Below are 26,441 nucleotides of genomic sequence, written 5' to 3'. Positions count from 1 at the left end.
TGCCTAATCCTCTTTCTTTTGTTTCGAGAGAAGGGCCTTCTCAACTGCAGTCTTGTGAATCTCAGCGGACTGGTGGATGCCCCCAAGGGTTCCACGCACAGCCCTGCAAGGATACTGTTGTATCAGCAAGCCTGCCCTGGCAGGTGCATCCTCTATCTTTGTGCCGATCAGCTCTTTTGCCATCTGCCAGGTACTCCCGCAAGGAGCGCCGCGGATAACCTTTACATCTGAGACTTTTCCGTTATCTGTCTCTATATTAAGCACGGGGCTGGCCAGCTCTGAAGAGAATTCATATATCGCAGGGTTATCGGAAAGAGTGCAGCATATATCTTCAACTTCAATGTACATCCCGTATTTCCCTGAGATCTGCTCCAACTCCCGAATCGGTGCTTTTGCAGCTCCTCCCGGGACGATGAGCGCTCTGACACCATTTTTTCCAGCTCTTTCTGCGATTGCGGCAGTGAGGTCAGGGTGAAGGGAGTAAGTTATCATTATGTCAGTGCCAAATACGGCATTATCGAGGGCAAGCTCCCCGAGGAACTCTTCCGGATCATCAATGAATCCAGGGAGTTTTTCCGGTACAGCCGTATGAACCACACCAAGGCTGGTCCTTTCCAGCACGGTTTCAATAAGCCGCTTGCCGTATTTTCCCCTGGTAATAATTCCAATTATGGTCATATATTTGTCCTTTTCAGAAAATGGGCATCCTTACATTATATGTTTTGGCAGAGATTTTTATATTAATATTTTCTATATTACTTAAGGTGAGATCATGGATGACTACAACCCATCAACCGTATATTTCAGATGCAACATATGTGACTTCCTGTTCCAGGAAGATCCGGATCGTTTTCCTGTAAAATGTTTCCAGTGCGATTCGGAGAACGTGTCTCGTGCATGACCTTCTAATGGATGCAAATAGGCTAAATAATATCCGTTCTCTTTCATGATACATGCCAGCAAAGGGAAAACTCATAACTCTTGAAGGGATTGACGGCTCAGGTAAATCTACCATCGCAAAGTCCCTTGCCTCAAATCCATATTTCAGTGAATTCGTATTCACCCGGGAGCCGACGGGAAGCTGGATAGGTGAGGCTGTTAACAGGGCCATACATTCTGACACGGACCATCTTGCAGAGCTTTTTCTTTTTGTCGCAGATCATGCAGAGCATATTTCCAAACTGATCCTGCCTTCCCTGGAAAGTGGCAGGCATGTTATCTCTGACAGGTATTCTGCCAGTCGCTATGCATATCAGGGGATGACACTACAAGGCAGGTTCAAAGACCCACTGCAATGGATACAGGACATCCACAAAGAGTGGACTATAGTACCGGATCTGACAATTCTTTTTGATATTGGCCCCATGGAAGCAGTTGCACGATGTGGCGCCAGGGGTGATAAGACCAAGTTCGAGAAAGTCGGCTTTCTGGAAGGTGTAAGGAATAACTACCTGCGCCTGGCCGAAGAAAATCCGTCATCCTTTGTTATAATAGACTCTGACAGGAGTACTTATGAGATTGAGTCTGATGTTATCAGGACAATTTCCTCTCATTTATAACCCTTAAGGATGTGCCTTTTTTCGAAAGCAAGTTTTATATATTAACTTAGATTATTTTTTCTTCTTATATTTATTAATTATATATAGTATCCAAGTAATGTATTTATACCTCTGCGTAAGATACCTATCTACTTCCATTTGTCGGGATAGTGGGTGAACGATTGGGTAACATAGGACAGAGATTAAATTCTATGGTTCTGCAGGACGCTCCGATGGGTATCTGTATCTTTGACAAGGATGATAATTTCGTTTTTTTCAATAAGGAGATGGAGTCTATCTCGGGCATGTCATCTTGCGATGTTATTGGGAAGAATCTCTTCCAATCAGTTCCGGACCATACTCTCGGAGGGGAAGCAAATTTCAGGCAGTTTTACCTGAATACAAAACATTCTCTAAGGAGATCTTTCCGGCAAAATATGCCCATAATTACTCCTAATAATATCCTTAGTTATCAATCAATATCCCTTGTACCATTATTTGATGAAGATGGCAGTTATTCTGGAATGGTCTGTTATGTTGAAGACGTTAGTAACTATTGTCTTAGAGAAAGGGGTTTGCTTGACAAATTATCCGGTGTCGGCAAGCTCGAATCGATCTATAGGGAAGTCCCTGTGATTGTTCTGAAATGGTCCTCTGAAGAGGGGTGGCCTGTTCTGTTCGTATCAGAGAATATTTCTCAGCTTGGTTACACCAAAGAGGAACTTGAATCCGAAAACATGCATTATATTGATATGATCCATCCGCAGGACCGGGTCAAACTACTTGAGGCTGTTTCCCGATTCACACTGACTGATGAAGCGTGCTTTTCTCATGAATACAGGTTTTTAAGAAAAACCGGCGAATTCCTCTGGGTTCGTGAACTTTCTCTGCTTCACAAGGATGAGCAGGGTAAACCCTTCCGGTTTGAGGGAATAGTACTGGATATAAGCGATAAGAAAAGGTATGAGGAGGAACTTGAGAAGCATACTGCAGAACTGGAGCAGTTAAACGCATTAAAGGATCTCTTTTCGGACATTATCAGACATGACCTGCTTACTCCTGCGGGTACCATCAAAGGATATGTTGAGATCCTGCAGGAAATAGAAGGCGACCAGGAAAAGCTCAATTTACTGAAGGTAATAGAAGCAAGCACCAAGAGACTCATTGATCTCATTGAGAGTGCTTCCAAATACGAGAGGCTGAACAGCATTGATGAGATCGACTATTATCATACTGATCTTGTAAATCTTTTCAGGAACACTTTGCTGGATTTCACCTCTTATGCGCAGGAAAGGAACATAACTATGAATCTTTCTTCGAATAGCTCATATTATTCAAATGTTAATCCTCTGGTGAGCGAAGTTTTTGCAAATCTTCTGTCAAATGCTGTCAAGTACAGTCCGGAAAACGGGAGAATAGATATATCTTTCCTGGAAGATGCTGATGTTATCAAGGTTACAGTGACTGATGAGGGCGATGGGATTCCTGATGACAACAAGACTTCGGTTTTCAATCGTTTCAAGCGCCTGGAAAAGAAAGGTGTGAAGGGAACAGGTCTTGGACTTGCGATCGTGAAACGTATAATGGAAATGCACTGCGGCGGTTACGGAGTTGAGGATAATCCAAAGGGAAAAGGCAGTGTTTTCTGGGTCACATTTAGCAAAGCTGCATGTAACCCGGATAGACCTAAAGTTCGTTAGCATCGGCGAATTTGATAAGCGCTTCGCCCAATGTGCGCGCATATTTGGGATTCAGATTGAACCGCCCTTTTTTCTGCCCGGCTCTCTCTTTAGCTATCTCAATATATTGGTTTTCGTATTTTTCACTGGATGCAAGTGTGATTGTCAGGAACCAGCCTGCTCCCATCTTTATTTCGGCATATCCTTCGCCAACTTCAACTAATTCCTCATTTTCTGCCATGTTTACACCATTAACGGATTAAATTATTATTTTATCGTACCTTCTCAAGGGGAAGTGAACCATTATGCAGAGCAGTTGCCACAAGGGCACCCTCAATGCCTATTTTTTCAAGTGTTTCTATATCCTCGATGTTGCGAACCCCTCCGCCAAGAAGTACATTGTGCTCTGAGATTGATGCTATTTTACTTAAGAATTGTGAGTCTACGCCGCTTGTTGTACCAACCCTGTCAAGGTCCAGGATTATTATGTCCTGCAGATTAAACTTATTGAGCATCTTAACTATCTCAAAGGGGTCATTCGGCATAGCAGGGTCTTTGGTTAGTATTCTGCCGTACTTTTTATCAATGCTGACTACAGCGCGGCCTGGATAATTTAAAGCCACCTCTTCTATTGTTTCGATGGAGGCTGTTTCAGTACCGAGTACTATTGTGGGCACTATTTCCAGTATGTCTTCTGTTTCTGCAAAGGATGTAATTCCGGCGTCAACCATTGTAGTTGCTCTTTGGTTTACTCCCTGAATAACCTCAAAGTTCTTTTCTCTCTTACCTATATCTTCAAGAAGGTTCAGGTCAGCAATATATACCTCTCTGGGTTTTACTGTATCAACTATCCTGATAGCATCCGAACTATCACAAATGCGGCTGGAAAAATGAATGGGCTTGTATTCCCTCCTGTTTCCGCCCTGTGCGTGAACTACCGTCCGGTTGAAAACGTCAAGAACAAAAAGGATACGAAACATATTTAATTCATACATCTGTCATGCTATAAAAAAGAGGTTATGCTATGAAGTTACTTGTCAGTCCCATTAATCCTGAGGAAGCAATAGCAGCACACAAAGGTGGTGCTGACATTATTGATGTGAAAAACCCTAAAGAAGGGTCCTTGGGCGCTAATTTCCCCTGGGTCATAAGGTCTGTGAAAGAAGCCATCGGCTCTCAAAAGCCTATAAGTGCGACAATCGGAGACTTTAATTATAAACCCGGCACCGCATCGCTTGCAGCTCTTGGCGCTGCTGTTGCAGGCGCTCACTATATCAAGGTGGGCCTCTATGATATCCAGACCGAAGAGCAGGCTCTGGATATGCTGACCAAGATCACACGTTCTGTCAAGGACCTGGACCCTTCCAAAAAAGTTGTCGCATCAGGTTATTCAGATTACAGGAGAATCAACTCCATATCTCCTCACCTGCTCCCCGCCATCGGCGCGCAGGCGGGTGTCGACGTGGTAATGGTAGACACAGGCATCAAGGACGGGCGCTCGACCTTTGAGTTCATGGACGAGGAAGAACTGACGAGCTTTACAAGTGCAATCAGGGACCAGGGTCTTGAATCAGCGCTTGCCGGCACTCTCAAGTTTGAGGATCTTCCCATGCTCAGGCGCATCCGGCCTGATATCATTGGTGTGCGGGGCATGGTATGCGGCGGCGACCGCACTTCCACCATACAGGAAGAACTTGTTTCCAGACTGAAAAGCGAGATGTGATCTCTCTTTCATTTCTATTTTCTTATTTATCGCGGGAACCTTTTTAAATCCCGCTTGAGCAATTACGTAGTTAGCATATGCCGTATATTCTATCATGGTGATCATAGTTGACTGAGGAAATTACCGTCAGTGTGGGACAGGCTTACCCAAGGGATGCGGGCCGGGGAATTGCCAGGCTTGATAAGGTCCTTATGGAATCTATAGGGGTTATCAGTGGCGATATCGTTGAAATAAGAAACAAGGAGAAATGTTATGCTATCGTCTGGCCCGGATATCTGGAGGATGCAGGCAAGGACGTTATCAGGATTGACGGCAATCTCAGGAACAATGCAAAAGTCAGCATTGATGATAAGGTAACGGTCAGGAAGGTTACTGTTAGCGAAGCAGAGAAGATAACCCTCGCTCCCACAAGAGAGACCCGTCTTGTGGGAGGGCCGCGCTTTATCCTGAGAATACTTGAAGGGCGCCCGGTCATAAAAGGGCAGGCTGTACGCGTAGAAGCTGTCAGTAACCCGGTTTCTTTTGTTGTGTTATCTACTATTCCTGCAGGTCCTGTGGTAGTTAGCAGGAATACCCAGATAAATCTCAGGGAGAGTACTGTGGTGCAGGAGGGCGTTGCCGGACAGATCAACTATGAGGATATTGGAGGCCTCAAACGCGAGTTGGGGCTTGTGAGGGAAATGATCGAACTTCCCCTCAAGCACCCGGAGCTGTTCCAGAAGCTTGCAGTAGATCCTCCCAAAGGTGTTCTTCTATATGGTCCTCCCGGAACGGGGAAAACGCTGATAGCAAGAGCTGTTGCAAGTGAAACTGATGCAAATTTCATATCTGTGAGCGGTCCTGAAATTGTTTCCAAGTACTACGGGGAGAGCGAACACAAGCTGAGACAGATATTCGAGGATGCGGAAAAGAACGCTCCCTCGATAATTTTCATAGACGAGATAGATTCCATTGCACCTAAGCGTGACGAGGTATTAGGTGAGATGGAGCGCAGGATAGTCGCTCAACTATTGTCCCTGATGGATGGACTTACATCAAGAGGCAAGGTCATAGTCATAGCCGCAACCAATCGCCCAAACTCTATTGATGAAGCCTTGCGCAGAGGTGGCAGGTTCGACCGTGAGATCGAAGTAGGGATACCTGACAGTGCGGGCCGTCTTCAGATACTCTTTGTCCATACAAGAGGCATGCCTCTGGAGGAAGGGATCAGCCTTGAGGAAATAGCTGCTGTCACACATGGGTTTGTGGGTGCCGATCTTTCTTCTTTGTGCAAGGAAGCTGCGATGCACGCCCTCAGGAGGATGCTACCCGACCTTAAGATAGATGATGTGGAGGATGAGATCCCTCCGGAGTTCATGGAAAAGCTGCAGGTGACCAGAAAGGACTTTGATGATGCTCTCCGGAATATCGAGCCTTCAGCCATGCGTGAGGTTTTCGTGGAGATGCCCTCGGTGAGGTGGAATGAGATTGGCGGTCTGGATGCTGCCAAGCAGGAACTTTCGGAGGCAGTGGAGTGGCCTTTGAAGTACCCGGAACTGTTTGAGGCAGTGAGTACAAGACCTCCGCGCGGAATCATGCTCTTCGGTCCCCCCGGTACCGGTAAGACCATGCTGGCAAAGGCTGTGGCAACCGAGAGTGAGGCTAACTTCATCAGCATCAAGGGCCCTGAACTCTTAAGTCGCTACGTGGGCGAGTCGGAGCGTGCAGTGCGCGAGACCTTCCGCAAGGCTAAACAGGCTGCTCCGACCGTGATATTCTTTGACGAGATAGACTCGATGGCTTCTGAGCGTGGATCAAGTATCGATGCCCACTCAAGCGAACGTGTCGTGAGCCAGATACTCACTGAAATAGACGGCGTTGAGGAGCTAAGGGATGTGGTAATAATCGCTGCAACCAATCGCCCGGACATCGTTGACCCTGCTCTGTTGCGTCCGGGGCGCTTTGACAGGCTCATATATGTCCGCCCCCCGGATACTAAAGGCCGGGAAAAAATATTTGACATCCATCTCCATGGCAAGCCCCTTGGTGATGATGTGAATGTCCATGAACTGGCACATATGACCGAAGGTTACGTAGGCTCTGATATCGAAGCTATCTGCCGCGAAGCCTCCATGCTTGCTCTGCGTGAGATCGTCACTCCCGGTCTAAGCAGGGAGGAAGCCAGATCCAGGGTAGTAGGCATCAAAATAACATCCGTTCATTTCATGAAAGCCATACGCCGTGTCAAACCAACTACGTCCCGCACCGCAATGAGCCTCTATGAGCAGGCTTCCGAGGCGTTTGCAAGATATGCTGCCAATGAGGAAGAAAAGGTCCCCGATCTTGGCGGGGAAACCGGATACCAGTAAATATCTCAAAAAAGAAAGCAGATAAGATAAAAAAGGGATTTATTTCAGTCCCTTTCTGTTCTTAATCACTTGAGGTGCACCGACCTGTTCCTCAAGTTCTTCCCGGGCCAGGACGAATCGATTGACCATTTCCTGCATTGCAATAGCCATGCCGGAGAGTTCCTGAGAACTGTGTGCGATTTCCTGTAGGGAGGCACTCTGTTGTTCGACTGCAGCGGATGTCTGCTCGGTTCCAGTGGCTGCTCCTTCAGATATTGAAGTGACTTCCTCAACAGAAGCTGTAATCTGTTCTATAGATGCGGACTGCTCCTGGGCGGCAGCGGCAATATCCTGGACCATCTCAGCAGTTCTTATTGCTCCCTGAACTATATCCTTCATGGCACTGACCGTTTCATTCAAAGCTTCAACACCGCTGGCCACAGTTATGTTACCTTTTTCAACCGATCCAACTACCACTCCTGTATCGTGCTGTATCTGCTTTATAAGCCCGGATATTTCCTTTGCGGCGTCCCCCGATTCCTCTGCAAGCTTGCGCACCTCATCTGCAACAACAGCAAATCCCCGTCCGTGTTCCCCGGCCCTCGCTGCCTCGATGGCTGCGTTGAGAGCCAGCAGGTTTGTCTGATCTGCAATGTTTGTGATAAGGCTGACTATCTCTCCTATCTGCTTGGACTTGTTATCAAGCTCCTTTATGGCCGCTGCAGATTCCATGGATGCTTTTTTTATCTCTTCCATCTGGATCATCAGGTCCTCGGACTTGTTCCCGACTGCCGTGGTCTTTTTACTGGAGTCCATGGATATCTCAGCAGATCTCTGGGCATTGACGGCTATCTCCTGTACGCTTGAGCTCATGTCGTCCATAGCACGCGAGATCTCCTGCGCTTTTGAGGACTGGTCCAGAGCACCTTTAGCAATGCTGTTTATTGTTTGTGAGACCTGGCTTGATGCTGCGGTAATCTCTTCTATGGATGCAGACATCTCTTCGGAAGTACTTGCAACAGTATTTGCATTCCTGCTGATATTGACTATAATGTCTGTAAGGGATCTCAGGATATCGTTTAGTCCTTTGGGTATTGCCTCAAAGTCAATTCCCACATCAGTGTCTGCTCTCCTGTCAAGCTTACCTTCAAGCGCATCGGTGGATATCTGTTCAAAATCATTGACTATATCCTTTATTGGTCTGGTTATGGAACGCGCTATAAGGTATGCAATGCCTGCCATTGCAAGTACTGCAACTATTGATATAACGATTAACTGGTTACGCAGGTCTACTGCACCAGCGAACATCTCCTCTTCGGGGATGGTCAGTACGAATGCAAAATCTGCTGTGTCCAGTGGCTGGTATACCATGGCTACATTTTTGCCGGTGGCCGGGTCTACAACCTGTATTCGTCCGCCCACTCCATTCTTTATATCGGATGCCATCCTGTTGATTGCAGGGTCATTGAATTCAGAGAGGTACTTTGTGCCTACCCATTGCTTTTCTGTAGGATGTGACATGAACATTCCCATATTGCTTACCATAAAAGCATATCCGGTATCAAACATTTCCACCTGGGAAACCTCTTCATCAATATAATCCAGGGAAACATCCACACCGGCAATACCTGCAAATTTCCCGTCTTTCATAATAGGTGAAACGTAGCTGACGATCATTATACCATCATATATGTAAGGTTCAAGTATGACATCTTTTTTAAGGGATTTCGGCAACTGGTAGTACTCATAAGTGTCATAACCTTCAAGCGGAGCGAGAGCTGCACCGCTACCTGTTGCACTCCACGTGGGTATGAACCTGCCTGTTGCATCATGTCCCTCTGTATTCACAAAAGTTGCGTCGGTTCCATCAAAAGCATTTGCTTCGTATCCTGCATAAGTTGCAAGCAGACCGGGATTTTCCAGAAGCAGGTTCCTGAGAATAGTATTGACCTCGCTCCTGTCAGCGCTGTTGTAATTTTCCAATGTGTGTGCAATTGTCTGTCCTATCAGCTGGTTAGCACGCATGTCGCTATCATACCTGTATGCGTAGCCTGCTGCAACATTGTCAGCTTGTTCATAGGCTTGTTCGATGTTCTGGTCAGTTACTTTATCAACAATCATGTAGGTGCTGGCTGACATTAATAGCGCAACACTGACTACAATATACAAAATGAGCTTGCTTTTGATAGTCATTTTTTTTAAGTTCATGGTATCTCTCTTTTTAAAGTTACATGTTATAAATGAGCATAAATTGCTGTCACTATTAAAAACATTAAATATATATTTTTCTATTGTATTATTTACTGTCGCGTCTGCATCGCCTATATTATCATTATAAATACAAAAATATAAATAGTGATTATATTCAAATCAAATTCGACAGGTATTTATCAGAGAGTCCCACACTATGATTATATTGCCTTTTGTAAAGGTACTATAGGAGTGAAATCAGATGCCAGCTATTGTCAATAAGGATCTTTGTACCGGATGTGGAGCATGTGTAGATTCATGCCCTGTGGAAGCGATCTCAATGAACGATAAAGACCTTGCGGTCGTTGACCCGGACACATGCGTAGACTGTGGTGATTGTGTAGATACCTGCCCCGTCGATGCAATCTCAATGTCGTGAACACACGGCATTTTTGATTTTTGGATCGTGGCTGCTTCACCAGTTTGCTTATTACAGCTACTGACTGCCACAAAGTGGTACTTGGAAATAACAAAAGGATAGTGCTGGTATTGTCCCATAGAGACGAAGTCTTAGATTTTTCTCCGTATAATCTATAGGATAGAACAAATACTATTTAAGTGGGGGGAATGGGTATGGATGAGAGTGAAGTGAAAATCAATGCTATATCAAATACTGATGGTAGGGAACTTTTCATCGCACGTGTCTTCGACGCGCCGCGTGAACTTGTATGGAAAGTCTGGACAACACCTGAACATGTAATGCAGTGGTGGGGACCGAAAGGTTTCACATCGCCCTTCTGCAGTATAGATCTGCGTGTAGGGGGCTCCTATCTCTATTGCATGCGCTCACCTGAGGGTCAGGACTTCTGGAGCACCGGTTCTTACCGTGAGATTGTTCCAATGGAGAGAATAGTAGCTACTGACTCCTTTGCGGATGAGAAAGGCAACGTGGTCCCGGCATCATACTATGGGATGAGCGTAGACTGGCCTCTGCAAATGCTTGTTACAGTGATGTTCGAAGAACAGGATGGTAAGACAAAGTTCACCCTGAAATATCCAAACATAGAAGGCATCAGTGAAACAGACCTTGCAGATATGAAGCAGGGATGGAACGAATCTCTGGACAAGCTCGCTGGATATCTGGGAAAACTCTGAATGCAGTATAATCATCTCAATTGATACTGCTTTTGGCAGTTTCCCTTGCGTCCCTTTTTAAAACGTTACCTTCGATCTTCTCCAGCGCAGCTATGAGGACATCTTTATCTACAGGCTTGATGAAATAGTCAATTGCTCCCCATGTCCTGCCTATTTCCTTGTCATCCAGCATGGAAGTGATAATCACAGGTATGTCTTTTGTCCTTTCCTCCTCTTTCAGGTGTTTGAGGACATCCCAGCCATCCATACCTGGCATCATTATGTCCAGGGTGATCGCAAGAGGTTTTAATCTCTCAGCAAGTTTAAGTGCTTCCGCTCCGCTGGAAGCGGATGCCACACGATAACCTTCATTTTTCAGGGTGACCTCAAGCAATTCTCTTGAATTATCATCATCTTCAATCACCAGGATCAATGGTTCTTCGATGATCGTATTTTCCTGCCTGATAGTTCCTGATACGATATTCGCCTCGCCCAATCCATCCCCTTTGTCCCGAGCTTCTCTCAGATTTACTTCCTTGATATCTCTTTTTATCAGGGGTAATTCAAAGGTAAAGGTCGTACCCTTCCCTACTTCGCTATCAACTCTGATATTCCCATTGTGCATCTCTATGAACTGCTTCACAAGGGACAGCCCAAGTCCCGTGCCCGCATACTGGCGGTTTATTGCAGAATCCAGCTGTGTGAAGGGCTGGAACAGTCTGCCTTTATCGTTCTTCGATATCCCTATGCCCGTATCTTTGACAATGAATTCTGCCATGTCTCCTTTTCTGCTTGCAAAAACAGCCACACTGCCATCTGTTGGAGTGAATTTGATTGCATTACTGATCAGGTTAAAGAGTATCTGCTTGAATCTGGTCTTATCGGCATACATGGTTGTAATATTATCTTCCCTGTGAAACTCTACCCTGAGCCCACTTCCGGCAGCTAAGGGTGAGATGAGTTGTTTCACTTCGCTAAATACGTCTGCAACAGAGAATATCTCATAGTACAGTTCCATCTTGTTTGCTTCTACCTTCGAAAGGTCGAGTACGTTATTTATAAGAGCAAGCAAATGCTTCCCGCTTGAGGATATATTTTCAATGAACCGTCTCTGTGTGTCGGATATTTGTCCAACACTGCCACTGATTATAAGGTCCGAAAATCCTATAATAGAGTTAAGTGGTGTTCTCAGTTCATGGCTCATGGTTGTGAGGAAATCACTCTTGGCGCGGTTTGCAGTCTCAGCTGCTACTCTTGCCTGGATGAGTTTCTCTTCGGCTTCCTTTATCTTACTCAGGTCCACAAAGCTCTCGATGAAGTAATCCTTGCCTGATACGGTCACAGGTACGACTGATTTAAGAATCCATATCTTTTTGCCCTCTTGATTGATCAGCATGCGTTCTGACCTGTTCACACTCATCCCAAGATCACTTATAGGGCATTTTCCTTTCTCTGCAGGGCATATGAATTCATGACATTCACGCCCCACTAACTCTTTTTTAGGAAGCCCGATGATGTCTTCTGCTGCAGGGTTGACATCTATTATTTTATGTGTTTGAGAATCTATGATAAGAATTCCGCTGAGTATGTTTGCAAGCACAGCCTCCATTTTTTGCTGGTTCTCATGCTCTGCTGCCTGTAGTTTTTCTTCGTTATCTTCCAATGTTTGCAGCATGTGATTCATGTTGTCTGCAAGCATGCGCAGCTCGTCATTGCCACTTATATGCACCCGGGATGAAAGTGAACCGTTCTCGGTTATAGAGTTCACGTTACGGCTCAGAAGTGTCACACGTGCAAGTACTGATTTTTCGATCAATAATATCAAAACAAGGCCATAAACTGCTCCTATAGCGAACAGTGCGTATAACACGTAGTGGATAGCAGATTGCCCTTGTTGATACACATCCCTTTGCATCTCTATTTCCATGGCCAGTGCAGGAACCCCATTGATGTCTTTCAATAATGTGGTTCCTACAGCAGTACCTTCATCCGCATAGTCTATCTGAAAGCTCTCACTATCTTGCAGAAGCGCGGAATTATTATCAAGAGATGGGATGTACGGGACGATATCTTTTATATTGATGGAGAGCTGGGTAGTTTCCTCCAGTTCCTCAATAAATCCGGGGTCCAGGAATTTTGCTATGACTATAGTGCCTGCAATAGTTTCATCGATGGGATTAGGTGTTATAGGACTTGTCCCAACCATCATCGGGCCTTCAGGAGTACTGATCATGCCGGAAACATATTTATCAAGGGATGGTTCTAAAAAAAGCAGATGTTCTGTAGCTATATACTCACGAAAAGTGGCTGATATGTTCCTCTCTTCAATGGTGTGATGATCCACACCTGCAATATAATATAATTCGCCGGAAGCATCAAAGAACAACATCATATCTATCTGCAGGTTTGCCAATGATTCTACGTCAAGATTATTGTCAATGTAAGTTTCGTCTCCGTGCATAAAATTGAACGTGTCGACCCACTGGCCCCAATCTTTTGCTGTGGCTGTAAGGTAATTGGTCTGTGAATCAATAGATGCTTTCGCTCTGAAAACGTTCGTTGCAACTTCCCGCTCTTCAAGATTGGAGAAACTATCATCCATTATTGATTCCGTGATCACCGCGAGCAGAAGGAATAGGCAGATAAAGGTTATCGTAAGGATTGCAAGTGTTCTGTTGCGTATTTTCAGGGTTTTGTTCCTCCCTCTGCAACATATGAAAGTACTCTTTCTACAAAGGTTGAAACATCTATTGGCTTTGAAATATACCCCACGCATCCCGCATCAATGAATTTTTGCCTGTCTCCGTGCATTGCGTGAGCTGTCAGTGCGACTATGGGGATATTGGGGATTGTCTTACCTGCATTTATGTTTTTGATGACTTCGATGCCATCCATTCCAGGTAGTTGAATGTCAAGCAGTATAAGGTCAAAATGGGTATCTTTTATTTTTTCAAGTGCTTCCGGTCCGTCGAAGGCCTGCGTAACATCAATGCCTCCGGCTGCCAGAATAAAGGTGACAAGTTCCATGTTCATGGGGTTATCTTCTACAACGAGTATCTTGGTCATATTCTCCTGCAGTTCTGTAGGGTTTTAAATGCCTAAGTATATATATTTATTGTGATTTTCTCTCTAGTTTTGGGTTGTATTCGAGTCAGGAGGACTACCAAAAATACTTAACCTTGGGACCCCCTTTATTAATGGCAGGCAACTCTCAAATGAGGCCTGTGGTCCACTCAGGGAGTTACATGTTAAGGCAGCGTTTTGTTCTGGATACTACCGCGCTCACTGATCTGCAGGCCCGCGAGAAGCTGGGTGTGACAGGTATGTGTGACGGGATGAGGAAAGTGCTGGAGCTGATAGCATCTGCACGCCTGCAGCTTGGCATCAGCTGTTATGTGCCCTTCCCTTCAGTTTATAATGAGCTGCGTGATTTCGCACAGAACAACGGCTGTGATGCCGACGTGATAGCAAAGATTGATACATGGCTGGTGAAGAAAGCTCCTGACAGGTATAATGTGTCGATTCCTTCCAAAGTTTTCCATGAGTATGTTTCACACATGAGGGAGCGTATCAATAAGGGAATGGTAATCGCCGAGGAAACGATATGGGAATCATCCACTGATTGCCTGCTGATCCAGACCAAGGCAGACAATAAGAAGGATATCGATTCCGATATCGAGCGTGGCGTAATAGGTGTCCATATCGGAAAGTTCAGGAACAAATATCGCAGCGCTCTGCGTTATGGTATTCTGGACAGCGCTCCTGATATTGACGTGCTCATCCTCGCCAGGGAACTGGAAGCTGCTGTCGTTGCGAGTGATTTTGGCATACAGAAATGGGCGGAAGAGCTTGGAGTAAGGTATGTTCCCGCAAACACATTTCCTATGATACTGCAGGAATATATGGAACATGCACCAGTAGCCAATCACCCCTGGGATAAGGAATCAGATATATGATGATCGTTTGCCGGAAACCCTGATACCGCCACCAGCTGTCGGATCAGGACTGTCTCCGCGATAATGAAAGCACATGTAGGGGTACATGGGGGTAAACAAGTGAGGAACATATCAGTAGAAGAATTCAGGGCATCCTGCGCGGCTGCACAGGACCTTGAGATAGTTGAGAGGAAAGGAAAAGGCCATCCTGACAGTATATGTGATGCCGTAATGGACAGGATTTCGGTGAACCTGTCCGGGGAATATCTGGAGCGTTTTGGCACTATACTTCATCATAATACGGACAAGTGCCTGCTAGTGGCCGGAGAGGTGGCGGGCATCTTTGGAGGCGGGATGGTTGTGAATCCTATGCTTCTGGTTATCGGGGACCGCGCTACCTTTGAGGCAGAGGGAGAAGAGGTCGATGTATGTGGCATAGCTATCGATACGGCCACCAGCTGGTTTGATGAGAATCTGCGCTTTGTCAAACCTGAGCATGTGGACTACCAGGTGGAACTGAGGCCTGGCTCCTCGGAACTGACAGGCATCTTCAGAAGGGGCGGTGAGCTCCTGGGGGCCAATGATACTTCTGCGGCTGTAGGATATGCGCCCCTGTCCTTCACTGAAAGGATGGTGCTGGATACAGAGAAGTATCTTAACTCTGCTTCCTTCAAGGAACAGTATCCTGAGTCAGGTGAAGACATAAAGGTCATGGGTGTGAGAAGGGGGAAGAACTTCGACATGACCGTAGCCATGCCTCTTATAGATAGTTTTGTAGAATCAGAAGAACATTATTTCCGTATGAAGGATGATCTGATTGATGCTATGCAGGCTTACATATCAGGTTATCTGGAAGAACAGAAAGTTTCGCTTAACACATCTCTCAAACTGAACAACCTTGACACTCCCGGGCGCGGTCTGGAGGGTATCTATACTACTGTCACAGGGACTTCAGCTGAGGACGCCGATTGTGGGCAGGTGGGCCGCGGCAATCGCGTTAACGGTATAATATCACTCAACCGCCCGGCAAGCAGTGAGGCGGCGGCTGGAAAAAATCCGGTGAGCCATGTGGGCAAGATCTACAATATACTCTCACATCGCATTGCAGACCGGATATATACTAGCGTACCCGATGTGGAGGAGGCGTATGTGTGGCTTTTGAGCGATATAGGCGTCGCCATCGACCAGCCAAAGGTCGCAGCAGCCCAGATACTTATGAAAAAGGGTTCTGTCGAATCTGTCAGGGAAGAGGTTAAAGAAGTAATAGATGCCGAACTGGAGAGTATTCAGCAGTTCACCATGGAACTTGCAAGGGGAATGATCTCTTTGTACTGACTGAGTCGGACATGTCAGGCTCCCGCAAGGAAGGATATCAATGCAAAGGCCATTGCCATCTTGAAAAGGCGGGACGACCCACCAGGGTTATTCTTCAACAGTATCTCATATACTGCAATCGCGAACAGGATATCAGCGATAGCTACGAGGAAAAGATACCTGGTGCTCATAAGGGACTGCAAGTAAGGTAGCGGGCTTGCCAGCACAGCGATAAGGCCTATGAATGCTGCAATATAAGCCGCCTTTCTGGCACCTATGACTATTGGAAGAGTGTTTGCGCCGTCCTTCCTGTCGCCATCCACGTCTTCGATATCCTTGACTATCTCTCTGGCAACTGTTGCAAGAGTTGCAAGCAGGAATAGTACGAACACATTTTCAAGCCCGCCTCTTTCAAAGAAGACTGCTCCTCCGAAGAGGAAGGTCGATCCGGTAAGGTAACCCACTGCCAGATTTCCAAGAAGAGCTGTGCGCTTGAGACTCTTTGCATAATATATCAGGAGCAGGGAGTTGAAAAGCGCGATAATTCCACAGGGAATGTTTATTATGAACGCGCTGACTGTACCCGCTATAAATAGTGCAAGTGAGAAATAAAGAGCTGTAGAAGTGCCAATCCTTTCTGAAGGTATCGGTCTTTTGGGTTTGTTAATCCTGTCTATCTCAACATCATAATAGTCATTGATGGCGTTTCCGGCTCCGGTCACCAGGAAAACAGTCAGAAAGACAAGAACCGATTCGTAAAAAGGGAATGGTAAACTACCCGGAGTATTCACTGACAGGATATTGTATGCAATAAAAACCCCTATGGCTGCAGCAATCGCAGCCATGATGCAATTGCCATAACGCATCAGTTCCAGATATGCCTTCATTTTTTGTTAAGCTCCGCCCTCTATCTCTTCCTTTTGATCGCAAGCATGCGGTCAAGTGCAAGCTTTGCCCTGACTCTCACATCTTCCGGAACAGATATTATATGCTGCATGTTCTCAAGGCTGATCAAAAGGGCCTTCAGGTCTATGGCCTTCATCTCGGGACATACGGCGAAATCAGATGCATTATAGAATCTTTTGTCAGGATTATCTTTTTCCAGCTTGTGAAGGACACCTTTCTCAGTTGCAATGATGAACTCCCTAGCAGCCGACCTGGCGGCGTAATCAAGCATTCCGGTAGTACTATAAACTTTATCGGATAAGTCTAGTACTTCTCTGCGGCATTCCGGGTGGGCAAGTACCTCTGCGGCAGGATGCTCTTCCTTAGCCCTGATCATATCACTCACAAGTATCTGGTTATGTGTCGGGCAGTATCCGTTCCAAGGGATTATTTTTTTATCGGTGTTTCTGGAAACATAATCTGCAAGGTTCCTGTCGGGCACAAAAAGCACTTCTTCTTCCTCAAGAGAGTTAACGACTTCGATAGCGTTTGCCGAGGTACAACAGATATCACTCTCTGCTTTTACTTCTGCAGTAGAATTGACATAACAAACAACAGCAGCTCCAGGATACTTCTTCTTTTCCTCACGCAGGGAGCTGGCAGTTATCATTGATGCCATGGGGCATCCCGCATGGAGCTCTGGCAGAAGTACGGTTTTCTGCGGGCTCAGGATGGCAGCGCTTTCTGCCATGAAGTGCACACCGCAGAATACAATTACATCTGCTTCCTGTTGCATGGCCTGCTGGCTGAGGCCAAGAGAATCGCCTGTGAAATCAGCTACATCCTGGATCTCACTCCTTTCGTAATTATGGGCAAGGATGACAGCATTGCGCATGTGCTTTAGCTCATTGATCCTTTCAATGGTTTTTTTCATATCCTTCATGGGATCACTGGAAAATTGTTATTTCATAAGTCTGACGGACCTTCAGGTCCCTATCTGAAAAGGACTAGATATCTTCTTCAAAGTCGCTATTGCAGACAGTTGTGCAAGGTAGCTGCTCTTAGGGTTTGAAGGAGATGGGACATTCTCAACTTTCGTAGTAAAACCCCCGAAAGAGCCCTCCACTGTGATTTCGTGTATATTGCGTGTTATTGTCGGGTCGGCAATTACTCTAACCATCGTCTTCTCAAATCCGATGCCTGCAACGCTTAAAGTGGCTGCTACATTAACGTTTGCCGGAAACGCCTTGACTGCTTCGCTTGCCGGTCCTTCGAACAGTACTCTAGGTGCAGTTATACTGTGAAGATCTATATTGTTCCGGATTACAAATGGCGCACCGGCAAGTCCGCCGGGTGGTTTTCTGGTTGTGATTGTCGCGGAGTGTATTTCTCCAATGGATGCAGATTTCAGTCCGTCGAGGCCAACAATGGCTCCGGATGGGATATATACCTTGCAATTGTTATCCGTAGCCAGGTTCTCTATCCGATGGCGCAGTTCCTCATCCGCAAGAGCACCGACGCTCAATATCATTACATCACACTTAGAGATGAGTGCAAGCGGAACTATGTCATAGACCGCTTCCTGTGAGGCACATTCCACCAGCAGGTCTACATTTTGTACCATCTCGGCGGTTTCCATGAATTCAGGCTTGCATCTATTGAACTGTCCCTTTAGTTTCTCGGCATCGCAGGTATTCCTGTCATAGACTGCAACAAGTTCGGCTTCCACAGTTCCGTCATCTATGGCTTTGCATATTCCTTTGCCGATTGTCCCGCAGCCTATTACTCCTATCCTGAGCATTCTTCACACCATGAAATCGCATACATTGACTGATATTTTTACTCCACTGCTTACATTGATTACTTAAGTAGGTTTTCCTTGCATCAGGAAGCATATAAATCCATTGAAGGTAATTACCCACTGTGAAAGAAAGGATGCTCATTACTGATATGGAATATTTTCTGGCGGAGGATCTTGGATATAATGACGTGTCCTGTACCCTTGTTCCTGATAGTGAGGTCGAAGCCATTATTTTCACAAAAGAGGATTGTGTCATGGCCGGGGTGGATGTTGCAAGATCATTCTTTGATTATCTTGGAATAAATGCTGTGACCAGTTGTGCAGATGGGGATTGGATCTCAGAAGGAAGCACTATATTTTCGCTCCATGGCAGTTCAGTATCGATACTCCGGGCTGAGCGTATAGTTCTGAATTTCCTGGGCCACTTGTGCGGTATCGCAACATTGACACGCAGGTGCGTGGATACTGTCGCAAGTGTCTCTGATGCGAGGGTCGCATGCACAAGAAAGACTACACCTGGACTGCGCAAGTATGAGAAGCTTGCCGTCATTGCAGGCGGTGGCGACCCACACCGGTTCAACCTTTCGGATGCAGTCATGATAAAGGATAACCATGTCAGGATGATGGGTATCGAGGCTGCTATAAGGTCCGCAAGGAAGAAGGCGAGTTTTACTCAGAAGGTCGAGGTTGAGGTTGAATCATCTAATGATGCACTGCAGGCTGCAGCTCTTGGAGCGGACATCATCATGTTTGATAATATGGGGCCGCATCAGGTTGCAGATACTATGGCCTGTCTGAAAAGTGCCGGGATTCCCGGACACATAATCCTTGAAGTCTCTGGCGGCATCGGGCCTGGTGATCTTGAAGCGTACGCACGAACAGGTGTTCATGTGATTTCCATGGGTTCACTTATACACCAGGCCAGATGGATAGATATTAGCCTTGAGTTTTCCACTCAAAAGAGCAAGATTTAATATATATTAGTCCATACATCTAACGATTGCATAACACAACCTTTATATTATCTACAACATATTTATCGGCTTATACGGAACCAGAGTTTGGTAATGGCTAACTGTTTGAGGGAACATGAAGCATTTTGGAAAAACACTTACTTTGATCTCGCTGGCTGTACTCCTGCTACTGATATCAGCAGGCAGTGCCTCGGGAAAGATATTGTTCAATGACACTATAGCAGAGGGTGACGGGTATCAGATCAATAATTACGTTATCGATGTAGCTGAAGTCTTCCCTGATTATGATAGCGTAACCCTTCATGTCTACGAAGGTGCGAGTAAAACGCCCAAATATGATAAGATGATATCAGTTGATGGTTCCTACAAGTTCGCTATAGAAGGTGAAGACGTAGAAGTAACTGTAATATCAGTACATTCCGGCATAGTACCCCGCACAAAGCTCTTAATAACAGTTACTGACGGAAGCTTCATAAACAGTAAAACACTGGGTGTGGTCAGCGGAGGTCATACTGAAGCTGAGTTCTCCGGAACTCCGGTCCTTGAGATAACTAAAACCGTTGATATGGATAGGATTGGCGCCGGAGATGTCGTAACTGTGCAGGTTTCAGTGAAGAACACCGGTGATGATGAAGCTACAAAGGTTATTTTTTCAGATCCTACTCCTGCTAAGTTTGTTTTGCAGCAGACCCTGATATCCCCCACAGGGCAGATATCATTGGACAAAGGTGAAACCCGGCTGATCTATACCTATACTTTGAAAGCTACCGAGTCCGGGACATTTGTTTTAAGCCCTACAACAGCTATCTATTCAAACAGTATCGGAGATGATTTCCCACAGGCATCTTCCAATACGCCTGTCATAACCGTCGAAGATAGCAGTAAGAAAGCCAATCTTGATATCACTCTAGCAGTAGATGAATATACAGTGGACCGAAAAGATGACCTTCAGGGAACTATTCGGATAAAGAATACTGGCGAATCTTCAGCAAGTGCTGTCACAGTGAATTTGATAGTTCCCACAGGTATGGAATATTCAGATGGTGACTCGGGTATTGAGATAATCTCCGGTGTACCAACTATCTACATGGAGTCTTTTGGTATTCAGCAGGAAAAAGAGATATCTTTCAGTCTGAAGGCAATGGATGAGGGTACTTATACGCTGTCAACTCAAAATTCTTACCGTTTCAGTGACGGGGTAGATCCTACTCCGCAAATCGCCAGTTCAACTTCTGTGACCAATGCGATCTATGTGAAAAAAGGAAAATATGATCATCTGCTAGAACAGCCTGTGTATATCTATCTGATTCCTTTGATCGTGATCGGAGTTATAGCAGGCTTGTTATTCCACAGGCACAGACAGTATAAGTTCTGATACAGCTACTGAAAATGCTGAGCACAAGATTTATCATATTACTATTATATTTATCATAGGAGGACTCTCTTGCTCAATATACTAATAATTGGGAACGGACAATGCGGAAACCGTATTCTTGATGCTATCAACAGGGACGCTTTTGGCACCAAGAGCCGCTTTGCTAAGTATCTATCTCATCAAAAATATAAAAGTAACGTCCAGACAATTGCTATCAACACTGCGGTGAACGACCTCAAGGAGATGAATTTCACCAAGGCGAAGGACCGCATACACACCCCACATCTGCATGGAGTCGGTGCCAACCGGAATGTGGGCAAACATGTCTTTGAGGACAACAAGACCCTCATAATGAAAAACATACAGGAGCGAGGAAACTTTGATGTTGCTTTTGTTATAACTTCTGCTTCCGGAGGGACGGGCTCTTCTTTTACACCGATGCTGATAAAAGAACTTAAGCAAAAATGCAATTATCCTATTTATGCAATTGTTGTCCTGCCTTTCAGGGAAGAGGGGACACTTTATCTGCAGAATGCTGCCTTCTGCCTGAAAGATATGCGTGATAGCGGTGTTGACGGTATCATCCTTGCTGATAACCAGTTCCTCAAGCAAATGGGCGGTAATGTGGAGTCAGCCTACAATGGAATTAACGATATGATCGCCAGAAGACTCTTGTTCCTGTTGGATGCTCTCGATAGTGAAATGATGATGGTGACTGATCTGGGTGATTTCAAAACAGTTATGAGCGGCGGCGCAGGGGTTGCAACTATTGGCTTCTATGAAGCGGATTCCGAAATGCCCATCAGGTCTGTTATAAAGAAGGCTCTTTCCCCCGAAGGTTTGCTTTTCTCCACGGATGCTTATCAGGAAGCAAGCCGATCAATGATAATTATCAGGGGTGATCGGAAATACATGAGCATTGATGAAGTCTCATCTGAGGTTGAGCAGTTGTCAAGCAGTGTAGGTCAGGTGTTCAAAGGAATAATTGTGCGTAACGATGAATTGCCGCAGGTGCTGACAGTGCTCACCCTGGAGTCTGCAGTTGAGCTTGAGAAATTGTATGCCATAGCTGTGGAAGCGATCAATTACGAACGCCAGAAAAAAGAACGTGTCGACAGTATGAAAGAAATGGATAAGGCCTTCTCACAGATAGATGGCATGGATCCTTCCTACTGATCATTTTTTCGGCAGTGTCCTCCATTCAGGTAGGAGTCTTTGACTCCAGGCCTTCATTTCTATTGCCTCTTTGTTTTCTTTTATCATTCTCCTCGAATACATTGAAATAGTGTAAGCTCAAATGTAGCTTTAAAATCCTTGATAGGTTATGAATGACAAATCCAGTATCATTGAGATAAGGAATCTCTCTAAAGTTTATCCTGGTGGTGTGGAGGTACGCGCTCTTGACGGCATAGACCTCGATATTCAAAAAGGTGAGTTCCTTTCCATAATCGGGCCTTCCGGTTCGGGAAAAAGTACTTTGCTGCATATGATCGGCATACTTGACACGCCAACCTCGGGCACTATTACTATAGATGGTCGCATTGTAACCGATATGTCTGAAAAAGAACGTTCAAAGGCGCGCAATGAAATACTTGGATTCGTTTTCCAGTATCATCATCTTTTGCCTGATTTCACCGCACTTGAGAATGTAATGATGCCTCTGCTGATAGCCGGCACCAATAAGAAAAATGCCAGAGAGGTAGCTTCCGGTATACTTAAGGATGTGGGCCTGGCTGAAAGAATGGATCACCTGCCAAGCCAGCTCTCAGGAGGGCAGGCCCAGAGAGTTTCTGTTGCAAGAGCACTTGCAAACAATCCGGGTATAGTCATAGGGGATGAGCCCACCGGTAATCTTGATACAAAATCAAGTGACATGATATATGACCTGCTGAGGAAGTTGAATCATGAAAAAGGGCAGACATTCATTCTGGTGACACACGATGAGAAAATGGCAAAGAAGACAGACCGTGTAATCCGGCTGGTTGACGGAAAGATATACGAGGATTAACTAAGGTGGGTACATGGAATATACAAAAGGGTCTATAGGAAGGGTTTTCACTGTTAGGATGGATCATGGTGACGATCTGCTCCATGAACTGGAAGGTCTTGCAAGAGCTGAAGGAATAAGGTCTGCAATGTTTGTGTTGCTTGGCGCTGTTAAGGAAGCCAGTCTCGTTGTCGGGCCTAAGGAAAGTAAAGTTCCGCCTGATGTCCAGTGGGCCGGTTTCCAGGATGTACATGAAGTGCTTGGCATAGGTAATATCTTTACAGAGGATAGCCAGCCAAAGATACATCTGCATGCTGCGGCAGGTAGGGGTATGGAACCTAAAGTAGGTTGCATGCGTGGCAGAAGTGAGATATTCATGGTCGCAGAAGTATTCATCCTTGAACTCACAGGTATTACTGCTGAGAGAATCTTCGATGCAAACAGAGGCTTTGCGCCTGTGAGATTCAGTAAATGATCACATCTAGTTGTTCGCACTAAGCTCTTTGAGATGTTCAAGGGCTTCTGCTATTTCCCTGTTTCTTTTCAGGACGCCATTCTCAAAAGTTCCAACGATCTGTTCAAAGGGCACGACAAGTTTGTAGTACTTTACGGGCCTACCCTTGTCGCTGTTCTTTTTCTCGTTGCGTTCCTCTATCCATTTTCTTTCCCTTAAAGGACGCATTGCGATACTTACTTCCGGCTGCCTGAGACCTGAAGCTTGCTCTATGTTCTGGGATGTTAATTCTTTTCCGCAGACAAGACATGCTATGCATATGGCTTCTGTCCTTGGTACATCCAGGCCTTGTAGTAACTCTATGATCTCGTGCCCTTTACCTGCTAAAAGACTGGTATGATCAGTTTTCATTCACATACTATAATACTTATACGTTTATATAATTTATGTATATATATTTAATTTTACGAATATTTCCACAAAAGCCAAAACTTCCCAATGAACGGTAACAATATATACGGTAATTGCGAAGTAGATGTATAATTGAAAGGTGGAATAGGATGGCGTATATTAGCGAGGATAATAAATATAGGATTGAGAAGATCCATGCACGTGAGATCCTGGATTCACGAGGTAATCCGACTATTGAAGTAGACGTTCGTACTTCCTGTGGTTTCGGGAGAGCCAGTGTGCCATCCGGTGCTTCTACCGGAACTCATGAAGCTCTGGAGCTGCGTGACAAGGAAGAACGCTATGGTGGAAAAGGTGTTCTCGATGCAGTTGATAACGTCGCCACTACAATTGGAAGTGAGCTACTGGGAATAGATGTCAGGAACCAGCGTGAGATCGATGGGCTGATGCTCGCCCTTGATGGTACTGACAATAAGATGGAGCTTGGCGCTAATGCAATACTCGGAGTCTCTATGGCCGTTGCAAAAGCAGCCGCTGACTCGCTTGGTGTCCCTCTCTACAGGTATCTTGGCGGTGTCAATGCCTACACTCTTCCTGTTCCTACTATGAACGTCATCAATGGTGGAAAGCATGCGGGTAATGAACTTTCCATACAGGAGTTCATGATCCAGCCAAAAGGCGCCGACACATATTCCGAAGCTCTGCGCATGGGCGTTGAAACTTATCATGCCCTTGGGAAGGTCCTCAAATCCAAATATGGAGCATCGGCTCTGAATGTGGGATACGAAGGAGGCTATGCTCCTCCGCTTGAGATGACCGCAGATGCCCTCGATGCTCTCATTACTGCAATAGAGGAGGCTGGCTACACCGAATCTGAAATAAGTCTTGGTCTTGACGCTGCAGCATCAGAGTTCTTTGACGGGCAGAACTATTCCATCGATGGGAAATTACTTACACCAGGCGAGATGGTGGATTATTATCTTGAACTTATAGAGACCTATCCGATAATACTTATCGAGGACCCCTTCCATGAGGAGTCATTCGAGGATTTCGCAGCTCTCACCACAGAAGCGTGGGAAACAATAATTGTAGGCGATGATCTTTTCGTGACCAATGTATCACGCCTTGCAAAAGGTATAGAGATGTGTGCAGGTAATGCGCTTCTTCTCAAAGTCAATCAGATCGGATCTGTCTCCGAAGCTCTCGACGCTGCTAACATGGCAGTGCGGAATGGTTATAGCGTTGTCGTCAGCCACCGTTCGGCAGAGACTGAAGACACCACCATCGCAGACATAGCAGTTGCAATATCTGCGGATCTTATCAAGACCGGAGCTCCCGCACGAAGTGAAAGGACTGCAAAATACAACCAGCTCCTGCGGATAGAAGAAGACCTGGGTGAAGCTGCACGTTACATGCAGCTTTAAATCTTTTTTATATTTTCACTTCAGGAGTGGGACGGTCAGGCTGCCTTGTGGCAGGATCACTGCATAGGGCTCTTTCCCCTGATTCCTTATTTTTGCAACCGCCCTGTCAAAGGTTCCCTGAATGTCCATGCAGGGTTGCAGTTTTGCCTTTCTGACGGTTGCATCATCAAGCTCCGACACTGCCCACATCTCGGCATACACGCCGATCTGCACCATCTTGGCAGCTTTATGATACCCGAGCTTGTAACCCTCATCTATCTTACACATCACTTCTTCACAGGTGTTCGCAGAACATAGCAGATTCAGGAACGCATCATCGCCCACCCCCTGCCTGCATTTTGAAACAAGGATGATTATTCCGCCGTCTTCCAGTGCCAGCTTGCCGTTCTCCAATGCCTTCTGAGACTGGTAGAGGTCAATGTCCATAGGGTAAGGTGCAGCTGTAAGCACTATATTGCCTTTCCGGCTGCAACTGGCACAGAAAACCTCGTTCGCCTTCATAACTGCAGCATCGAATGATTTGAAAAGATCGCCTGCAAGCATGGCATAGAGCCCATGGTCTGCCGTGAGGACGGTCTGTATGGAGAATATGTTAAGGTCCTTAAGCACTTTCATAGCATCATTCATATCCTCTGCAACAGGGTTCCCTTTGATGGCCAGGGGCTGGGCAGCTTCGGAAAGTGCGTGTTTATGGTTCATCTCTATGGTCCTGTATGATGCCACGCCTGGCAGGAATGCTTTCCTTCCGCCTGTATAACCTGCAAAATAGTGGGGTTCCACACTTCCGATGACAATGATATTCCTGCTTTCATTCACCATCTTATTTAAGTACATTTCAGTGCCATTGCCTGAGATACCCAGGAATTCCATATCCTCGTCCTTGCGGGCATCGTGCACAAAGATCCTGTCCCTGAATTCCTCGTAAACCTCTCCAAAAATGTACCTTGACTCATCCTCGGTAGGTCCTCTGTGCGCACCGGTTGCGACAAGGAATCGTACATCTGCGTGACTTCGCAGGATATCACGTATTTTAAGGAGTACTTTTGCCGTGGGTGTTGGCCTGGTGGCATCATTGACCAGTATCAGAATTTTATCACTGCTCTTTATAAAGTCTTCAAGTGATCCTGTCCCAATAGGATTCTTCAAAGCCCCATCCATGATATCTGATTCATTCTCCACATCCACCTGGTTGGGTGCAATGACCTCATTAGGGATTTGCACGTCAAGTTCAATGAAATCTTTTCCATAAGGTATCGGTATTCTGATAGAAATTCCTCCGCTGGTGTCTTG

The 26,441-nt window shown here is 45.8% G+C and carries 26 protein-coding genes; 15 read left to right on the top strand and 11 right to left on the bottom strand.

Annotation, left to right across the window (positions count from 1 at the left end; all coding sequences use genetic code 11):
• Positions 1 to 3 precede the first annotated feature (3 nt).
• Complete coding sequence (locus QZZ22_RS01365; protein ID WP_292461863.1) at positions 4 to 678, bottom strand: DUF166 domain-containing protein; 675 nt, start codon at positions 676 to 678, stop codon at positions 4 to 6.
• 94 nt (positions 679 to 772) lie between these two features.
• On the opposite strand from QZZ22_RS01365, the gene QZZ22_RS01360 reads away from it, so the two are divergent.
• From QZZ22_RS01360 to QZZ22_RS01350, 3 genes are all read left to right on the top strand, one after another.
• Positions 773 to 901, top strand: coding sequence for a hypothetical protein (locus QZZ22_RS01360; protein ID WP_292461861.1), 129 nt, complete (start codon positions 773 to 775; stop codon positions 899 to 901).
• Positions 902 to 953: 52 nt separating this feature from the next.
• Positions 954 to 1,559, top strand: a complete 606-nt coding sequence (tmk, locus tag QZZ22_RS01355; RefSeq protein WP_292461860.1) for a dTMP kinase — start codon at positions 954 to 956, stop codon at positions 1,557 to 1,559.
• A gap of 191 nt (positions 1,560 to 1,750) precedes the next feature.
• Positions 1,751 to 3,238 (top strand): PAS domain-containing sensor histidine kinase, encoded by a 1,488-nt coding sequence (locus tag QZZ22_RS01350; protein ID WP_292461858.1) that lies wholly within the window; start codon positions 1,751 to 1,753, stop codon positions 3,236 to 3,238.
• On the opposite strand, the gene QZZ22_RS01345 is transcribed toward QZZ22_RS01350, so the two are convergent.
• Positions 3,225 to 3,458, bottom strand: a complete 234-nt coding sequence (locus tag QZZ22_RS01345; protein WP_015053221.1) for a hypothetical protein — start codon at positions 3,456 to 3,458, stop codon at positions 3,225 to 3,227. The two genes, QZZ22_RS01350 and QZZ22_RS01345, sit on opposite strands and share 14 nt — an antisense overlap.
• Positions 3,459 to 3,489: 31 nt before the next feature.
• Complete coding sequence (locus tag QZZ22_RS01340; protein WP_292461856.1) at positions 3,490 to 4,197, bottom strand: HisA/HisF-related TIM barrel protein; 708 nt, start codon at positions 4,195 to 4,197, stop codon at positions 3,490 to 3,492.
• Positions 4,198 to 4,241: 44 nt separating this feature from the next.
• Between QZZ22_RS01340 and QZZ22_RS01335 the strand changes: the two genes are divergently transcribed.
• Both QZZ22_RS01335 and QZZ22_RS01330 read left to right on the top strand, forming a co-directional pair.
• A complete protein-coding gene (locus tag QZZ22_RS01335) occupies positions 4,242 to 4,940 on the top strand; it encodes a (5-formylfuran-3-yl)methyl phosphate synthase (RefSeq protein WP_292461854.1) in 699 nt (232 codons plus the stop codon).
• A gap of 107 nt (positions 4,941 to 5,047) precedes the next feature.
• Entirely contained in the window at positions 5,048 to 7,288 is a 2,241-nt protein-coding gene (locus tag QZZ22_RS01330) for a CDC48 family AAA ATPase (RefSeq protein ID WP_292461851.1), read from the top strand.
• A 39-nt stretch (positions 7,289 to 7,327) separates the two neighbouring features.
• Here the strand turns inward: QZZ22_RS01330 and QZZ22_RS01325 are convergent, their stop codons facing one another.
• Positions 7,328 to 9,475, bottom strand: coding sequence for a methyl-accepting chemotaxis protein (locus QZZ22_RS01325; RefSeq protein ID WP_292461849.1), 2,148 nt, complete (start codon positions 9,473 to 9,475; stop codon positions 7,328 to 7,330).
• A 244-nt stretch (positions 9,476 to 9,719) separates the two neighbouring features.
• Here QZZ22_RS01325 and QZZ22_RS01320 point away from each other — a divergent pair, with 244 nt between their 5' ends.
• Both QZZ22_RS01320 and QZZ22_RS01315 read left to right on the top strand, forming a co-directional pair.
• Positions 9,720 to 9,896: a 4Fe-4S binding protein gene (locus QZZ22_RS01320; protein WP_292461848.1), complete on the top strand. Its 177-nt coding sequence runs from the start codon at positions 9,720 to 9,722 to the stop codon at positions 9,894 to 9,896.
• A gap of 194 nt (positions 9,897 to 10,090) precedes the next feature.
• Positions 10,091 to 10,612 carry an SRPBCC domain-containing protein gene (locus QZZ22_RS01315; protein ID WP_292461846.1) on the top strand — a complete coding sequence of 174 codons (522 nt, stop codon included), beginning with the start codon at positions 10,091 to 10,093 and terminating at the stop codon, positions 10,610 to 10,612.
• A 16-nt stretch (positions 10,613 to 10,628) separates the two neighbouring features.
• Here QZZ22_RS01315 and QZZ22_RS01310 read toward each other — a convergent pair whose 3' ends face one another.
• Positions 10,629 to 13,211 carry an ATP-binding protein gene (locus tag QZZ22_RS01310; protein ID WP_292461845.1) on the bottom strand — a complete coding sequence of 861 codons (2,583 nt, stop codon included), beginning with the start codon at positions 13,209 to 13,211 and terminating at the stop codon, positions 10,629 to 10,631.
• Between the two features lie 65 nt (positions 13,212 to 13,276).
• Entirely contained in the window at positions 13,277 to 13,657 is a 381-nt protein-coding gene (locus QZZ22_RS01305; RefSeq protein ID WP_292461842.1) for a response regulator, read from the bottom strand.
• Between the two features lie 179 nt (positions 13,658 to 13,836).
• On the opposite strand from QZZ22_RS01305, the gene QZZ22_RS01300 reads away from it, so the two are divergent.
• Positions 13,837 to 14,547, top strand: a complete 711-nt coding sequence (locus QZZ22_RS01300; protein WP_292462179.1) for an RNA ligase partner protein — start codon at positions 13,837 to 13,839, stop codon at positions 14,545 to 14,547.
• 99 nt (positions 14,548 to 14,646) lie between these two features.
• A complete protein-coding gene (locus QZZ22_RS01295) occupies positions 14,647 to 15,861 on the top strand; it encodes a methionine adenosyltransferase (protein ID WP_292461840.1) in 1,215 nt (404 codons plus the stop codon).
• Between the two features lie 14 nt (positions 15,862 to 15,875).
• Here QZZ22_RS01295 and QZZ22_RS01290 read toward each other — a convergent pair whose 3' ends face one another.
• The 3 genes from QZZ22_RS01290 to QZZ22_RS01280 are packed head-to-tail and all read right to left on the bottom strand — an operon-like array spanning position 15,876 to position 18,526.
• Entirely contained in the window at positions 15,876 to 16,727 is an 852-nt protein-coding gene (locus QZZ22_RS01290; RefSeq protein ID WP_292461838.1) for a geranylgeranylglycerol-phosphate geranylgeranyltransferase, read from the bottom strand.
• Between the two features lie 20 nt (positions 16,728 to 16,747).
• Complete coding sequence (gene nadA, locus QZZ22_RS01285; RefSeq protein ID WP_292461836.1) at positions 16,748 to 17,668, bottom strand: quinolinate synthase NadA; 921 nt, start codon at positions 17,666 to 17,668, stop codon at positions 16,748 to 16,750.
• A gap of 42 nt (positions 17,669 to 17,710) precedes the next feature.
• Positions 17,711 to 18,526, bottom strand: coding sequence for an aspartate dehydrogenase (locus QZZ22_RS01280; protein WP_292461834.1), 816 nt, complete (start codon positions 18,524 to 18,526; stop codon positions 17,711 to 17,713).
• A 122-nt stretch (positions 18,527 to 18,648) separates the two neighbouring features.
• On the opposite strand from QZZ22_RS01280, the gene nadC reads away from it, so the two are divergent.
• The 5 genes from nadC to QZZ22_RS01255 all read left to right on the top strand — a co-directional run bounded on the left by nadC (position 18,649) and on the right by QZZ22_RS01255 (position 23,337).
• On the top strand, positions 18,649 to 19,500 hold the full coding sequence (gene nadC, locus QZZ22_RS01275) for a carboxylating nicotinate-nucleotide diphosphorylase (RefSeq protein ID WP_342765065.1): 852 nt from the start codon (positions 18,649 to 18,651) through the stop codon (positions 19,498 to 19,500).
• Positions 19,501 to 19,615: 115 nt separating this feature from the next.
• Complete coding sequence (locus QZZ22_RS01270; RefSeq protein WP_292461831.1) at positions 19,616 to 20,875, top strand: BatD family protein; 1,260 nt, start codon at positions 19,616 to 19,618, stop codon at positions 20,873 to 20,875.
• A gap of 69 nt (positions 20,876 to 20,944) precedes the next feature.
• On the top strand, positions 20,945 to 22,051 hold the full coding sequence (locus QZZ22_RS01265; RefSeq protein ID WP_292461830.1) for a cell division protein FtsZ: 1,107 nt from the start codon (positions 20,945 to 20,947) through the stop codon (positions 22,049 to 22,051).
• A 148-nt stretch (positions 22,052 to 22,199) separates the two neighbouring features.
• Positions 22,200 to 22,883: an ABC transporter ATP-binding protein gene (locus QZZ22_RS01260; RefSeq protein ID WP_292461828.1), complete on the top strand. Its 684-nt coding sequence runs from the start codon at positions 22,200 to 22,202 to the stop codon at positions 22,881 to 22,883.
• 13 nt (positions 22,884 to 22,896) lie between these two features.
• Positions 22,897 to 23,337 (top strand): PPC domain-containing DNA-binding protein, encoded by a 441-nt coding sequence (locus QZZ22_RS01255; RefSeq protein WP_292461826.1) that lies wholly within the window; start codon positions 22,897 to 22,899, stop codon positions 23,335 to 23,337.
• A 6-nt stretch (positions 23,338 to 23,343) separates the two neighbouring features.
• On the opposite strand, the gene QZZ22_RS01250 is transcribed toward QZZ22_RS01255, so the two are convergent.
• Positions 23,344 to 23,727 (bottom strand): transcriptional regulator, encoded by a 384-nt coding sequence (locus tag QZZ22_RS01250; RefSeq protein ID WP_292461824.1) that lies wholly within the window; start codon positions 23,725 to 23,727, stop codon positions 23,344 to 23,346.
• Between the two features lie 149 nt (positions 23,728 to 23,876).
• Here QZZ22_RS01250 and eno point away from each other — a divergent pair, with 149 nt between their 5' ends.
• Positions 23,877 to 25,151, top strand: a complete 1,275-nt coding sequence (gene eno, locus QZZ22_RS01245; RefSeq protein ID WP_292461822.1) for a phosphopyruvate hydratase — start codon at positions 23,877 to 23,879, stop codon at positions 25,149 to 25,151.
• Positions 25,152 to 25,166: 15 nt separating this feature from the next.
• On the opposite strand, the gene larA is transcribed toward eno, so the two are convergent.
• Entirely contained in the window at positions 25,167 to 26,405 is a 1,239-nt protein-coding gene (gene larA / locus QZZ22_RS01240) for a nickel-dependent lactate racemase (protein ID WP_292462176.1), read from the bottom strand.
• Positions 26,406 to 26,441: the final 36 nt, after the last annotated feature.

This window comes from Methanolobus sp. (genome assembly GCF_016278365.1).
In the GTDB taxonomy this organism is placed as follows: Archaea; Halobacteriota; Methanosarcinia; order Methanosarcinales; family Methanosarcinaceae; genus Methanolobus.
Note: the sequence above shows the minus strand (reverse complement) of the source record. Positions and strands in the feature narration are given on the sequence as shown.

What these genes read in the sequence shown, in the direction of transcription:
- QZZ22_RS01305 (WP_292461842.1), bottom strand. Translation starts at nt 13,657, where the DNA reads ATGACCAAGATACTCGTTGTAGAAGATAACCCCATGAACATGGAACTT.
- QZZ22_RS01315 (WP_292461846.1), top strand. Translation starts at nt 10,091, where the DNA reads ATGGATGAGAGTGAAGTGAAAATCAATGCTATATCAAATACTGATGGT.
- QZZ22_RS01340 (WP_292461856.1), bottom strand. Translation starts at nt 4,197, where the DNA reads ATGTTTCGTATCCTTTTTGTTCTTGACGTTTTCAACCGGACGGTAGTT.
- QZZ22_RS01345 (WP_015053221.1), bottom strand. Translation starts at nt 3,458, where the DNA reads ATGGCAGAAAATGAGGAATTAGTTGAAGTTGGCGAAGGATATGCCGAA.
- nadA (WP_292461836.1), bottom strand. Translation starts at nt 17,668, where the DNA reads ATGAAGGATATGAAAAAAACCATTGAAAGGATCAATGAGCTAAAGCAC.
- QZZ22_RS01270 (WP_292461831.1), top strand. Translation starts at nt 19,616, where the DNA reads ATGAAGCATTTTGGAAAAACACTTACTTTGATCTCGCTGGCTGTACTC.
- QZZ22_RS01335 (WP_292461854.1), top strand. Translation starts at nt 4,242, where the DNA reads ATGAAGTTACTTGTCAGTCCCATTAATCCTGAGGAAGCAATAGCAGCA.
- QZZ22_RS01360 (WP_292461861.1), top strand. Translation starts at nt 773, where the DNA reads ATGGATGACTACAACCCATCAACCGTATATTTCAGATGCAACATATGT.
- tmk (WP_292461860.1), top strand. Translation starts at nt 954, where the DNA reads ATGCCAGCAAAGGGAAAACTCATAACTCTTGAAGGGATTGACGGCTCA.
- QZZ22_RS01280 (WP_292461834.1), bottom strand. Translation starts at nt 18,526, where the DNA reads ATGCTCAGGATAGGAGTAATAGGCTGCGGGACAATCGGCAAAGGAATA.
- QZZ22_RS01365 (WP_292461863.1), bottom strand. Translation starts at nt 678, where the DNA reads ATGACCATAATTGGAATTATTACCAGGGGAAAATACGGCAAGCGGCTT.
- QZZ22_RS01300 (WP_292462179.1), top strand. Translation starts at nt 13,837, where the DNA reads ATGTTAAGGCAGCGTTTTGTTCTGGATACTACCGCGCTCACTGATCTG.
- QZZ22_RS01255 (WP_292461826.1), top strand. Translation starts at nt 22,897, where the DNA reads ATGGAATATACAAAAGGGTCTATAGGAAGGGTTTTCACTGTTAGGATG.
- eno (WP_292461822.1), top strand. Translation starts at nt 23,877, where the DNA reads ATGGCGTATATTAGCGAGGATAATAAATATAGGATTGAGAAGATCCAT.
- QZZ22_RS01320 (WP_292461848.1), top strand. Translation starts at nt 9,720, where the DNA reads ATGCCAGCTATTGTCAATAAGGATCTTTGTACCGGATGTGGAGCATGT.
- QZZ22_RS01350 (WP_292461858.1), top strand. Translation starts at nt 1,751, where the DNA reads ATGGTTCTGCAGGACGCTCCGATGGGTATCTGTATCTTTGACAAGGAT.
- QZZ22_RS01325 (WP_292461849.1), bottom strand. Translation starts at nt 9,475, where the DNA reads ATGAACTTAAAAAAAATGACTATCAAAAGCAAGCTCATTTTGTATATT.
- QZZ22_RS01290 (WP_292461838.1), bottom strand. Translation starts at nt 16,727, where the DNA reads ATGAAGGCATATCTGGAACTGATGCGTTATGGCAATTGCATCATGGCT.
- QZZ22_RS01260 (WP_292461828.1), top strand. Translation starts at nt 22,200, where the DNA reads ATGAATGACAAATCCAGTATCATTGAGATAAGGAATCTCTCTAAAGTT.
- QZZ22_RS01250 (WP_292461824.1), bottom strand. Translation starts at nt 23,727, where the DNA reads ATGAAAACTGATCATACCAGTCTTTTAGCAGGTAAAGGGCACGAGATC.